Annotated in this window: 12 protein-coding genes; 6 read left to right on the top strand and 6 right to left on the bottom strand. The window is 73.1% G+C overall.

Features of this window, described 5'->3' with window-relative positions; translation table 11 throughout:
• Positions 1–36: 36 nt before the first annotated feature.
• Entirely contained in the window at positions 37–531 is a 495-nt protein-coding gene (locus ACZ7DL_RS11235) for a DUF3145 domain-containing protein (protein ID WP_470773334.1), read from the bottom strand.
• Positions 532–788: 257 nt separating this feature from the next.
• On the opposite strand from ACZ7DL_RS11235, the gene ACZ7DL_RS11230 reads away from it, so the two are divergent.
• On the top strand, positions 789–1,673 hold the full coding sequence (locus tag ACZ7DL_RS11230) for an SGNH/GDSL hydrolase family protein (RefSeq protein WP_470773333.1): 885 nt from the start codon (positions 789–791) through the stop codon (positions 1,671–1,673).
• 15 nt (positions 1,674–1,688) lie between these two features.
• Positions 1,689–2,666, top strand: coding sequence for an aldose epimerase family protein (locus tag ACZ7DL_RS11225; protein ID WP_470773332.1), 978 nt, complete (start codon positions 1,689–1,691; stop codon positions 2,664–2,666).
• Between the two features lie 93 nt (positions 2,667–2,759).
• Here ACZ7DL_RS11225 and ACZ7DL_RS11220 read toward each other — a convergent pair whose 3' ends face one another.
• Complete coding sequence (locus ACZ7DL_RS11220) at positions 2,760–5,216, bottom strand: beta-glucosidase (protein WP_470773331.1); 2,457 nt, start codon at positions 5,214–5,216, stop codon at positions 2,760–2,762.
• A 103-nt stretch (positions 5,217–5,319) separates the two neighbouring features.
• Between ACZ7DL_RS11220 and ACZ7DL_RS11215 the strand changes: the two genes are divergently transcribed.
• Positions 5,320–5,901, top strand: coding sequence for a TetR/AcrR family transcriptional regulator (locus ACZ7DL_RS11215; protein ID WP_470773330.1), 582 nt, complete (start codon positions 5,320–5,322; stop codon positions 5,899–5,901).
• Between the two features lie 144 nt (positions 5,902–6,045).
• Complete coding sequence (locus ACZ7DL_RS11210) at positions 6,046–7,305, top strand: pyroglutamyl-peptidase I (RefSeq protein ID WP_470773328.1); 1,260 nt, start codon at positions 6,046–6,048, stop codon at positions 7,303–7,305.
• Here the strand turns inward: ACZ7DL_RS11210 and ACZ7DL_RS11205 are convergent.
• Positions 7,295–8,098, bottom strand: coding sequence for an EI24 domain-containing protein (locus ACZ7DL_RS11205; protein ID WP_470773327.1), 804 nt, complete (start codon positions 8,096–8,098; stop codon positions 7,295–7,297). The genes ACZ7DL_RS11210 and ACZ7DL_RS11205 overlap by 11 nt on opposite strands.
• A 40-nt stretch (positions 8,099–8,138) precedes the next feature.
• Positions 8,139–8,576, bottom strand: a complete 438-nt coding sequence (locus ACZ7DL_RS11200; protein WP_470773325.1) for a MarR family winged helix-turn-helix transcriptional regulator — start codon at positions 8,574–8,576, stop codon at positions 8,139–8,141.
• Between the two features lie 88 nt (positions 8,577–8,664).
• Between ACZ7DL_RS11200 and ACZ7DL_RS11195 the strand changes: the two genes are divergently transcribed.
• Both ACZ7DL_RS11195 and ACZ7DL_RS11190 read left to right on the top strand, forming a co-directional pair.
• On the top strand, positions 8,665–9,693 hold the full coding sequence (locus tag ACZ7DL_RS11195; protein ID WP_470773322.1) for an NADP-dependent oxidoreductase: 1,029 nt from the start codon (positions 8,665–8,667) through the stop codon (positions 9,691–9,693).
• Between the two features lie 109 nt (positions 9,694–9,802).
• Complete coding sequence (locus ACZ7DL_RS11190) at positions 9,803–10,222, top strand: organic hydroperoxide resistance protein (RefSeq protein WP_470773319.1); 420 nt, start codon at positions 9,803–9,805, stop codon at positions 10,220–10,222.
• A 55-nt stretch (positions 10,223–10,277) separates the two neighbouring features.
• Here ACZ7DL_RS11190 and ACZ7DL_RS11185 read toward each other — a convergent pair whose 3' ends face one another.
• Complete coding sequence (locus tag ACZ7DL_RS11185; protein WP_470773318.1) at positions 10,278–11,438, bottom strand: serine hydrolase domain-containing protein; 1,161 nt, start codon at positions 11,436–11,438, stop codon at positions 10,278–10,280.
• Positions 11,439–11,620: 182 nt separating this feature from the next.
• Positions 11,621–12,589: an SCO2400 family protein gene (locus ACZ7DL_RS11180; protein ID WP_470773316.1), complete on the bottom strand. Its 969-nt coding sequence runs from the start codon at positions 12,587–12,589 to the stop codon at positions 11,621–11,623.
• Positions 12,590–12,602 lie beyond the last annotated feature (13 nt).

Raw genomic sequence — 12,602 nt, 5'->3', positions numbered from 1 at the left:
CCGGACGGTGGGGGCCCTTCACGCATGTCCGGGGACTCAGACCACCTGGTGCAGCCAGCGCACCGGGGCGCCCTCTCCGGCGTAGCGGAACGGTTCCAGTTCGTCGTCCCACGGCTTGCCGAGGAGCTTGGACAGCTCGGCCTCCAGGTCGGTCTCCCCCTTCTGGCTGCGCAGCAGGGCCGCGCGGAGCCGGTCCTCGGGGATCAGGATGTCGCCGTGGAGGCCGGTGACGGCGTGGAAGATGCCGAGGTCGGGGGTGCAGCTGTAGCGCTCGCCCTCGGCGGTCGGGCAGGGTTCGGCGGTGACCTCGAAGCGCAGCAGGTGCCAGCCGCGCAGGGCGGAGGCGAGCTTGGAGGCGGTGCCGGCCTGGCCCTGCCAGGAGAACTCCGAGCGCCAGGTGCCGGGGGCCGCGGGCTGCCGGATCCAGTCGAGGTTGACGCGCGTGCCGAGCACCCCGGCGATGGCCCACTCGACGTGCGGGCACAGCGCGCGCGGCGCGGAGTGCACGTACAGAACTCCACGTGTCGTCACCGGAACCTCCGGGCAGAGCGGGACATCTTGCGGACTGGCTGGGCGGCAGTGGCGCGACGGCCGCGTTGATGGCGAGGCTACCCTGCGGCGGGGCAAGGAGTGTGACGTACCGTCGGTCCCGGTGTCAGGAAAACGCCGCCATTCACCCAGGGGGACGCTTGTACGGGGGTGCGCCGTTCCCGGGTGGACGGCCGGGAACCCTCGGACGTTGTCATGGGAGGGAGTGCAGGACCGTCGAGCGAGGGGAACAGCAGGGAATGCGGAAGCGAAGCCACCGGGTGCGGGCCGCTCTCGCCGTCGTGGCGGCCGTGCTGCTGGGGGCCGCCGGATGTGACGGCGGCCGCGGGAGTCCGGCCGAGCCGGAGGGCACGAAGGCGCGCACGGCCCGGCCTCCGGTGTGGGACCGCAGCCCGGACTCGATCGCCGCGGTGGGCGACTCCATCACGCGCGGCTTCGACGCCTGCACGGTGCTGTCGGACTGCCCCGAGGTGTCGTGGGCGACGGGCAGCGACGCCGGGGTGGACAGCTTGGCGGTGCGGCTGCTCGGGGTGCCGGGGGCGGCGGAGCGCAGCTGGAACTACGCGGTGACCGGCGCCCGGATGGCCGATCTGCCGGAGCAGATGGCGCAGGCGGCCGCCCGCGGCCCGGAGTTGGTGACGGTGATGGTGGGGGCGAACGACGCCTGCCGGTCCTCGGCGTCGGCGATGACCTCGGTGGCGGACTTCCGCGCGGACTTCGAGGAGGCGATGAGCACGCTGCGCTCGGCGCTGCCGAAGACGCAGGTGTACGTGGCGAGCGTGCCGAATCTGAAGCGGCTGTGGTCGGAGGGCCGGGCGAATCCGCTGGGCAAGCAGGTGTGGAAGCTCGGCATCTGCCCGTCGATGCTGGGTGGCGCGGACGATCTGACCGGCGCGGCGACGCTGCGCCGGGAGACCGTGCAGCAGCGGGTGGTGGCGTACAACAAGGTGCTGAAGGAGGTCTGCGCCCAGGACCGCCGCTGCCGCTTCGACGGCAACGCGGTGTACGACTACCGCTTCGGCACGGACCAGCTCAGTCACTGGGACTGGTTCCATCCCAGCAAGGACGGCCAGGCCCGGCTGGCGGAGATCGCGTACCGCACGATCACGGCGAGTCGTCCGTGACCTAGGGTTTCCCACATGGACGAACTGTTCGGCACACTTTCCGACGGCACTGCGGTGCACCGGTGGACGCTGGAGCGCGCCGGGGTGCGGGTGCGGGTGCTGTCGTACGGCGGGATCGTGCAGTCGGTCGAGGTTCCGGACGCGGCCGGGCGGACGGCTGACGTGGTGCTGGGGTTCCCCGATCTCAAGGGCTATCTGGAGCATCCGGAGCCGTATCTGGGTGCCGTCATCGGCCGGTACGCGAACCGGATCGCGGGCGGCCGGTTCTCTTTGGACGGCCGGACGTACCCGCTGGCACGCAACAACGGCCCCAATTCGCTGCACGGCGGCGAGCGCGGGTTCGACCGGCGGGTGTGGGACGTGACGCCGGTGGCGCACGGGGTGCGGCTGAGCCGGGTGAGCCCGCACGGCGAGGAGGGGTTCCCGGGCCGGCTGGCGGTGACGGTGACGTACACGCTGGCGGCCTCGGGTGCGCTGCGGATCGCCTACGAGGCGGTCACCGACGCGCCGACGATCGTGAACCTGACCAACCACACGTACTGGAACCTGAGCGGTTCCGGCGACGCGGGCGGGCATGAACTGCGGCTGGCCGCGTCCCGCTACACGCCGGTGGACGCGGACCTGATCCCGACGGGGGCGCCGGAGGACGTGTCGGGTTCGCGTTTCGACTTCCGTACGGCCCGGAAGACGGGCTCCGGTCACGACCACAACTTCGTGCTGGACAAGGGGGTGACCGAGACGGCCGAGGAGGTGGCCGAGCTGTACGACCCCGCGTCCGGGCGGACCCTGACGGTGGCGACGACCGAGCCCGGCCTCCAGCTCTACACCGCCGACCACCTGTCCGGGCCGTTCCTGCCCGGCGCCGGGACCGCCCTGGAGACACAGCACTTCCCGGACTCCCCCAACCGGCCGGAGTTCCCGAGCACCGTGCTGCGGCCCGGCGAGGTCTTCCGGTCCGAGACGGTGTACGGCTTCGGTGCGCGGGGCCGGTGACGGCAGCGGTGTGAAGCCCCGGCCCAGGGGTCAGGTCCCGGACCGGGGCTGCTGGTGGGGACGCGCCCCCCGCGCCGGGGGACTTGTCCCGGATCAGACGTTAATCGGCGCGGTCAGCCTGCGGTCCGCGATCGAGCGTCCGGCGGCGATCTCGTACGAACCCTTCACAAAGCCCCACGCCTTCGCCGTCTCGTCCCACACCTCGAAGGCGCGGCGCGGGAGTTCGACGGTGACCTCGGCGCTCTCGCCGGGCCCGGCCTCGACGGAGGCGAAGCCGGCGAGCCGGCGCGCCGGGCGCTCGGGGCCGGGTCCGGCCGGGGAGACGTAGATCTGGACGACCTCCCGGCCGGCCCGCTCGCCTGTGTTGCGGACGCGGACGCGGACCGTGGTGCCGGAGGCGGTGCCGGCGTCGTCGACGTCCAGGGACTCGTAGGCCCAGTCGGTGTAGCCGAGGCCGTGGCCGAAGGGGTACGACGGGGTGCGGCCGGCCCGCTCCCAGGCGCGGTAGCCGATGAACACGCCCTCGCTGTACGGCAGCTCGCCGTCGGCCGGGACGACCTGGGTGACCGGGGCGTCGGCGAGGGAGCCCCAGGTGGTGGGGAGCCGGCCGCCGGGCTCGTGGGCGCCGGTGAGGACGTCGGCGAGGGCGGCGCCGCCCTCCTGGCCGGGGAACCAGCCGAGCAGGACGGCGGCGACCTCGTCCCGCCAGGGCAGTTCCACCGGGGATCCGGAGTTGACGACCACGACGGTGTTCGGGTTGGCGGCGGCGACCGCGCGGACCAGGTCGTCCTGACGGCCGGGGAGCCGGAGGTCCGTACGGTCGAAGCCCTCGGACTCCACGCGGTCGGTGGTGGCGACCATGACGACCGCCGTGTCGGCGCTGCGGGCGGCCTCGACGGCCTCGGCGATCAGCTCGTCGGGGTCGCGCTGCGGTCCGGAGTGGGCGAGGGCGAAGGTGACCACCTTCATCGGGAGGTCCTCGGGGAGCCGGACGACGTGGGTGAGGGAGACGTCGACCGGTTCGCCGGCGGTGAGTTCGGCCTGGGCGCGGGGAACGGGGGCGGCGAAGAGCGCCTCGAAGGGGTCCTCCTTGGCGGGGCGCTGGACGTCGTCGTAGTACGTCGTGCCGCCGATGGTGAGTGTGAAGGCGCCCGTGCCCTTGACGCCGAAGGTGTGCGGGCCGGACTCGCGGGGGGTGAAGGTGCCGGTCAGTTCGACGGTGTGCAGGGTGTCGTACGTCACACCCTCGGGGAGGTCGGAGCCCATCCACTGGATGAGGCCGCCCGGGGCGGAGCGGGTGCCGATGATCTCGCCGTCGGCGTTCCGGCAGACCGCGCGCAGAGTGAAGCCCGGGTCGGCGACGGCCAGTTCGGTGGCCGGGTCGGCGCCGACGGCGTAGCCGAGGGTGCCGTCGGGGAGGGCGGCGGTGAGGCCGTCGAGCGGGGAGACGATCCGGGCCGGGAAGACGGTGGCGGAGCCGCCGCCGAGGATGCGGGCGTCGCGGGCGGCGGCGCCGATCAGGGCCAGCGTGCCCGGCTTCAGCGGGAGCGCGCCGCGTTCGTTGCGGACGAGGACGAAGGAGCGGCGGGCGATCTCGCGGGCCAGGGCCGCTCCGTCGACCGGCGCGGGCGGCTCGGCGACCACCGGTTCGGCGCCCTCCAGGACCCCGACGCGGGCGGCGAGGAGCAGCACCCGGCGGACGGCCGCGTCGACCGTGGCCTCGTCGACCCTGCCGTCCCGTACGGCCTGGGCGAGGGCCGGGCCGTACACGGTCCGGGGGCCGGGCATGGCGACATCGAGGCCGCCGCGGATGGCGCCCACCGTGTCCCGGGCGGCCATCCAGTCGGAGACGTTGAAGCCGTCGAATCCCCATTCGCCGCGCAGGACTTCGTTGACCAGGTGGTGGTGCTCGGTCATGGTCGTGCCGTTGACCGTGTTGTAGGCGGTCATGATGCCCCAGGGGCGGGCGTTCCTCACGATCGCCTCGAAGGGGGCCAGGTACAGCTCGCGCAGGGCGCGTTCGGAGACCAGGTTGTTCACCGTGAAGCGGTCGGTCTCGGCGTCGTTGGCGACGAAGTGCTTGACGGTGGTGCCGACTCCGCCGGACTGGACGCCACGGACGTAACCGGTGCCGATCTCGCCGGTCAGGTGGGGGTCCTCGCTGTAGCACTCGAAGTGGCGGCCGCCGAGCGGGGAGCGGTGCAGGTTGACCGTGGGGGCGAGCAGGACGTGGACGCCCTTGCGGCGGGCCTCCTGGGCGAGCAGCACGCCTGCGCGGCGGGCGAGTTCCGGGTCCCAGGCGGCGGCGAGCGCGGTCGGCGAGGGCAGGGCCACGGAGGGGTCGTCGGCGGTCCAGCGCACGCCCCGGACACCGATGGGGCCGTCGGACATGACCAGCGATCCGAGGCCGATCTCCGGCAGGGCCGGCAGGGTCCACATGTCCTGGCCGGCCAGCAGCCGGGCCTTGGCGTCGAGGTCGAGTGCGGCGAGGGCCGCCTCCACGACCGCCTCGCGGGCCTTCTCGGCCGGGGTGCGCAGGGATCCCGCCATCGCGGTTCCTCCTCGTCGAGTCCGTGCAGGGGCCTCCATCGTGCCTCCGCCACCTGTAGAGTGGTAGGTTTCGTTATATGGCCGTTATATATCGCGGTGGGTGATGCCGTACGGTGACGTCATGAACGCGAGGGTCAGGAGCGAGGAGCGGCGCGCGGAGATCGTCGGGGCCGCCCTGGAGGTGATCGCCGAGCGCGGTTACCGGGGGGCGAGCCTGGCCGCGGTGGCCGAGCGGGTCGGACTGACCCAGCAGGGTCTGCTGCACCACTTCCCCACCAAGGACGCCCTGCTGGTGGCCGTGCTCCAGGAGCGGGACCGATGGGACGCGGTACCGGACACACAGTGGCGGATGGACCTGCTGGCCTCGCTGGTCGAGTACAACACCATGCGCCCGGCGATCATCCAGACCTTCTCCGCGCTGCTCGGCGAGAGCGTGACCGAGGGCCATCCGGCACGCGCCTACTTCACCGAGCGGTACGCCCGGGTCCGGGAGTCCATGACCGCGGTCCTGCGCGCCGAGTACGGCGACCTGCTGCCCAGCGGCCTCACCCCGGAGCGCACCGCCCCGCTGCTCGTCGCCGTGATGGACGGCCTCCAGTACCAGTGGCTGCTGGACCCCGAGTCGGTCGACATGCCGGGGGCGTTCCGGGACTTCCTGCGGCTGCTGGGGGAGCCGGTGGGCTGACGAGGCTGCGGCCGGGGGCGCTTGCCCGTGTGGCCGGACAGCGCCCCGCACGGGCGCGGGGAACGGCGCGATCGGCCCCCACCGGCCCGCAGCCGAGTACGGTGGGCCGAAGTCGCGGCGCCTACTGGAAGGACCTCAACTCCCTTGAGCTCTCCACGACTTCGTCTCGCCGTCCTCGGACTGGCCCTGCTCGCCGGCCTGTCCGCTCCCCCGGCCGCAGCCACCGCCGCCCCGGCCGCCGCCCCCTCCCCCACCGTCGAGGAACAGCGGCTGGCGGGTGCCGTACCGCAGGAGATCCTCCGGCGGTCCGGATTCGACGATGCGGCACCGGAGTTCGCCCGGGCGCTGGCGCACGCGCGCTCCTACGCGCAGGCCCGCCGCATCGTCGTACGGGAGGGCTCCGCGCTGTGGCGGCGGGCCGTGGACCGGGCGCAGGGGCGGGGACCGGGGGGCGGTGACCTCCCGCGGGACGACGACCGGCCGCTGTACTGGGCGCGGCTGGGCCTGACCCGGGAAGTGCGCACCTGGCAGCCGGAGTTCGGGCTCGCGGATGCGCAACGGTCCGCCCTGCTGGACCGGTTGGAGCGGACCTCGCGCGGGCAGACGGACATCCGCTACCCGGCGAAGGGGCCACTGCGGCGGGTGCTGCTCACCGGTTTCGACCCCTTCACCCTCGACCGCGACATCCGCATCTCCAATCCGTCCGGGGCGACCGCGCTCGCGCTGGACGGCACGGTCGTCGAGACGGCGCAGGGGCCGGCGCGCATCGAGACCGCCCTGTTCCCGGTGCGCTGGCAGGACTTCGCCGAGGGCACGGTGGAGCGGACGCTGCGGCCGTATCTGCCGCGGGTCGACCTGTTCACGACCGTGAGCCAGGGCCGCGTCGGCCGGTTCGACATCGAGCGCACCAACGGCGCCTGGCGCGGCGGCTTCCCGGACAACGACAAGGTCTCGCGGACGGAGACCGTTCCGGTCGCCGACCCGGCCTCGCAGCCGCAATGGACGGGCACCACCCTCCCGTACACCGCCATCGCGGCCGCGCACACCGGCCGGTTCCCGGTGTACGACCACACAGAGGTCACCGAGATCCCGGCGGGAGGGACCGACCCCGTCGTACGGCCGGACGGACCGACCCCCGGCTCCACCGCCCGCGCCGGGGCCGGCGGCGACTACCTCTCCAACGAGATCGCCTACCGGGCCACCCTGCTGCGCGACCGGCTCGGGCTGCGCGACACCCTGCCCGGCGGCCATCTGCACACGCCGGTGCTTCGGTTCGGCGCCGGTAACACCGACCCGGCGACCGGCACGGTCAGCGACCCGGAGTTCGTCCGCAACCGGCTGGACATCATCGCCCAGGTGCGCGCCGTCGTGGCGGTGGCCGTGGCGGCCACGGTCAGGACGTGACCTCCTGGCCGTCCGCACTCCGCTCGTCCGCGCTCCGCTCGTCCGCGCTCTCCTCGCCCAGCAGGTCACGGACGAGGAGCGTGGCACCCGCGACCGCGCCCGGCATCAGGAACACCGCGACGAACGGCACCAGGAAGGCCACGCCCAGCGGGGTGCCGAAGCCCCAGACCAGGGTCTTGCGAGAGCGCAGCAGGGTGAGCCGGGCGCGCAGGTCGACGCCCCGGCGCTGGAGGGCCACCGCGGCGAGTTCCTCGGTGAGGAAGAAGCCGGTGACGAAGAAGCCGATCACGGGGACGACGGTCTGCCCGACGAACGGCAGGAAGCCGAGGGCGAAGAGCAGCAGGCCCCACAGCCCGGCCCGGACCAGGATGCGCAGGCTGTCCCGGGCCGAGATCCACAGCTCGCGCCAGAGCGGGAGGTCGGACCGGGGGGCGGCGCCGTCGGGTGAGACGTCGGCGTCGACCTTCTCCGACAGGTTCTCGTAGAAGGGCTGGCCGACGAGCAGGGTGACGGCCGTGAAGGTCAGCACGGCCAGCAGCAGGCCGAGGGCGAAGAGGACGGCCGTCAGGAAGCCGCGGAACAGGCCCTGCCAGGGGCTCGACCAGTCGTCCGCGAACGGGGTCGCCCAGCCGACCGCGTCCTCGCCCCACACGGCGAGCGCGACCAGCGCGGCGGCGTACACCACCAGTGTGATCAGCCCGGGCAGCAGCCCGAACCCGTACTGGCGGCCGTGCCGGGCCACCCACCGCTGCCCCTTCAGCAGATAACCGAAACCCACCCCAAGATCGCGCATGCCGGAGACTCTACTGGCTCCGCACGGGCGTGCGGGATGCTCAGTCGTCCAGCATCCGGCGGAGCAGGTCCCGCAGCGAGCGGCGCTCGTCCGCGGAGAGGCCGGCGAGCGGCTCGCGGGCGAAGTGGAGGCCCTCGCGCAGGTCCCGGGCCACCCGGCGGCCCTCGTCGGTGGCGGCGGCCACCTTCACCCGGCGGTCGGCCGGGTCGGGGCGGCGCTCCACCAGTCCGCGGGACTCCAGGCGGTCCACGATCCCGGTCACGTTCGACGGCTCGCACTTCAGCTTCTGCGCCAGCTTGCGCATCGGCAGCGGCTCCAGCGAGAGCAGGCTGAGGAGCCGGGCCTGCGCGCCGGTCAGCGTGTGCTCGCCCGCCGCCTTCTCGTAGTCCGCGTAGTAGCGGGACACGACGTCACCGATCAGCTCGACGACCTCCATGGTCAGGGCGTCGGGACGGTGGGTCTTCGATGGGGTGGACATGCCCACCAGGATACCCGGTTACTTGACATCCTGAAATATTCAGGCGCATGGTTGTTTCAGGAACTGAAGTAATAGAAAGGCTCCCGTCATGATCAACCGCGAGTGGCATCTGCTCAGCCGTCCCGTCGGCTGGCCGAAGCCCGAGGACTTCGCCCTCGTCGAGGCGCCGGTCCCGACCCCGGGCGAGGGCCAGGTGCTGGTGCGGAACAAGTACCTCTCCGTCGATCCCTACATGCGCGGCCGGATGAGCGCGGCGAAGTCGTACGTCGCCCCCTTCGAGCTGGGCAAGGTCATGCAGGGCGGCGCGGTCGGCGAGGTGATCGAGTCCCACGCCGAGGGCATCGCCGTCGGCGACCACGTGCTGCACTTCTTCGGCTGGCGCGAGTACGCGGTCGTGGACGCGAAGAACGCCGTCAAGGTCGGCCCGACGGCCGTCCCGGCCGTCACCGTCGACCCGCAGACAGTGCCGCTGTCGACGTACCTGGGCGTCCTCGGCATGACCGGCCTGACCGCCTACGCCGGCCTGCTGCGCACCGCCTCCTTCAAGGAGGGCGACGTCGTCTTCGTCTCCGGCGCGGCCGGCGCCGTCGGCAGCCAGGTCGGCCAGATCGCCAAACTCAAGGGCGCCTCGCGGGTCATCGGCTCGGCCGGGTCCGACGAGAAGGTCAAGCTGCTGGTCGAGGAGTACGGCTTCGACGCCGCGTTCAACTACAAGAACGGCCCGGTCGCCGAGCAGCTGCGGCAGGCGGCGCCCGACGGGATCGACGTCTACTTCGACAACGTCGGCGGAGACCACCTGGAGGCCGCCATCGGCTCCCTGAACCAGGGCGGCCGGATCGCGGTCTGCGGCATGATCTCGGTCTACAACGACACCGAGCCCGCGCCCGGCCCGAAGAACCTGGCCCGGCTGATCCAGACCCGCGGCCGGATCGAGGGCTTCCTGGTCGGCGACCACTACGACCTCCAGCCCCAGTTCGTCCAGGAGGTCGGCCCGTGGGTCGCCTCGGGCGCGCTGAAGTACCGCGAGACCGTGGTCGAGGGCATCGAGAACACCGTGGAGGCGTTCCTCGGGGTCCTGCGCGGCGACAACATCGGGAAGATGGTCGTCAAGCTCTGACGGTTCTCCGCCGGCCTTTCCCGCTGATTTCGGCATGCGGTAACTTCTTTCCAAATCCGTCGTCGATCGTGGGCGCGAGTCGCGGCGGACCGAGGAGGAAGACAACCGCATGCCCATCACGCAGTCCGACGTCCTGTACACCGCCGTCGCCACCGCCGAGAACGGCCGCGACGGCCGGGTCGCCACCGACGACGGCACGCTCGACGTCGTCGTGAACCCGCCCAAGGAGATGGGCGGCAGCGGCGCCGGCACCAACCCGGAGCAGCTGTTCGCCGCGGGGTACAGCGCCTGCTTCCAGGGGGCGCTCGGTGTCGTCGCCCGGCAGGAGGGTGCCGACGTCTCCGGTTCGACCGTGACCGCGAAGGTCGGGATCGGGAAGAACGAGGACGGGTTCGGGATCATCGTGGAGATCTCGGCGAACATCCCGAACGCCGACGCGGCGACGGCGCGCACCCTGGTCGAGAAGGCTCACCAGGTGTGCCCCTACTCGAAGGCGACTCGCGGGAACATCACCGTGACGCTGGTCTGACCTTCGTCGTTCCATACAGCGGCAGCCGCACCCTTGGACGTGGGGTGCGGCTGCGTCACGGCGTCGCCGACGCCGCCTGCTGGATCGTGACCGCCAGTCGGTCGTTCTCCGGTGCCGCTCCCCCCGGAAAGGCGAACCTGCGCCGCGTGTAGGCGTAGGCGAGACCCGCGTGGGGGTCGGCGAAAGCCTGGACGCCGTTCGCGCCGGCGTGGCCGATCGTTCCGGCGCCCAGGAAGGGGTGCCGGGCGTCGGCGGTCGCCTGGAAGCCGAGGCCGAAGGCTTTGTGGGCGCGGGCCACCAGGTCGTAGCCGACGGAGTGGATCTGGCCGAACTCCGCCAGCGTGTCCTCCTTCAGCAGCGGGGTCCTGCCGTCCACCTCGCTGATCATCGCCGCGTACATGCCCGCGAGACCGCGTGCCGAGCCGACCCCGCCCACCGAGGCGGGCCCCTTGGCGCGGATCAGCCGCTCGTTCGGCAGGCTCTCCAGGTCGGTGGGGTCCGTGCCGTGCCGGTTGTACGCGATCGCCTCGAGGGTGTGCGGGCCGGTCGGCACGGCGTCCCGCTGGGCCTGCTGGGCGGGGGTCGGCAGCATCGGCTGGACCGTGCGGAAACGGGGCTCGTGCGCGGCCGGCAGGCCCAGGTGCAGGTCGAGGCCGTGGGGGGCGCGGACCCGCTCCTCGTACACCTCCTGGAGCGTACGGCCGGTCGCCCGGCGGACGACCTCGCCGGTCAGCGCGCCGATCACCAGCGCGTGATAGCCGAAGGCCGTGCCCGGCCGCCAGAACGGCCGCTGGTCGGCGAGACGTTCGGCGATCACCCGGTCGTCGGCCAGCTCGGCGAGGCCGAACCCGGTGCCGGCGCCGATCAGCCCCGCCCGGTGCGCGAGCAGATCGCGCAGGGTCAGCGCGCCCTTGCCCTCGGCGGCGAACTCCGGCCAGTAATAGGTGACTTTGCGGTCCAGCTCCAGCGTGCCGTCCTGCACGAGCAGCGCCACGACCAGGTGGGCCGCGCCCTTCGTGGCCGAGTACACGGCGTACAGCGCGTCGCCCGTCACCCCCTCGCCCGCCCACAGGTCCACGACCCGGCGCCCGTGGACGTACGCGCACAACTGGCCTTCGTAGTCGTCCCGTTCCCCGGCGACGAAGGCGGCGAACTCCTCGCGCACGGTCTCGAAGCCCTCGGCGACCGTGCCCTGGACGGTGATCTCCTGCGTCATCCGCTCTCCTCGACTGAGTCGCTGCTCCCGCTGGGCGGAACACCCCTTCCGGCATCGGGCATTCCCGAGACCGGTACGGCGAGACGCGCCTGTCCGACTCAACCCCCGTGCGGGCCGGCGGGTGTCGTGGATAGCCCGGATGGCCGGTGGCACGGGTGGCGCGGGGTGCACCGGGGCGTGCTTCAGGTGCACCACCACAGGACCCGGTCGCACGTCTTCGTGGGTGACGGCTGGGGGGTGGGGTCGGCGGTCGTCGGGGTCGCGGTCGGGGTGGCGGCGGGGGGTGTGGTGGCCGGGGCTGCGGGGGGTGCGGTGGCCGTACCGGAACCCGCCGTGGCCGACTGCTCCGCCTCGTCGGTGTCCTGGGCGGAGGGGGAAGCGGAGTCCTTGTCCCGCGGGGACTCGGAGGCGGACGCGGAGGCCGAGGCGCCGGGGGACGCCGAGTGGCCGGCGCCCGGCGTGGCGCCGGCGGCGTCGAGCGGGCCGGCGGTGCGGTCGGGGGCGGGGGAGGCCGCGCCACCGTCCACCGAGGTGTCCCCGGCCGGCTCCGGGGTGTCGCTGGAGAAGGGCGAGAAGGGCGCGTCCGTGCCGAGTTCGGCGAGGCTGAGTCCGCCGGCCGCGAGGACGAAGCCGGCCGCGACCAGCACGGTACGGCGCCGGCGGCGCCGGTGCACGGCGGCCTTGCGGTCACGCCGGCTCCCGGCGGCACGGGCACCGGCACGCCGGCCGGCCGGGGCGACGTCCCCGGCGGCCTCGTCGGCGGCCTCCTCGGGCGCGTCCCGGTCCTCCTCGCCGGGCTCGCCGGGCGCGTCGGGCTCGTCCGGCTCGTCGGGTGCGCCGCGGCCGTCGTACGCCTCCTGGTGCGACTCCTCGTAGGCCTCCTGGTACGGCTCCTCGTACGCCTCCCGGTACGGCTCGTCGTACGGCTCCTGGTACGCCCCGTCGTACGAGGAGCCGTAGGGCTGCTCGGGTGACTGCGCCGGGGACTGCTCGTACGCGTGCTCCCCGTATGCCGTCGGCGCCTGCGCGTACCCGTGCGTGTGCGCGGCGGGCACGGCGGCGGCGACGGCGAGCCGCTCGGCGGGAGTTCCGCACCCCGGACAGGCCAGGGCGCCGTTGAGGTGCCGTTGGCACGGGAGGCAGTAGTCCATGACGCGGGAAGAC

The sequence above is a fragment of the Streptomyces sp. NPDC036984 genome, assembly GCF_055607665.1.
This window is presented reverse-complemented; position numbering and strand designations above follow the sequence as displayed.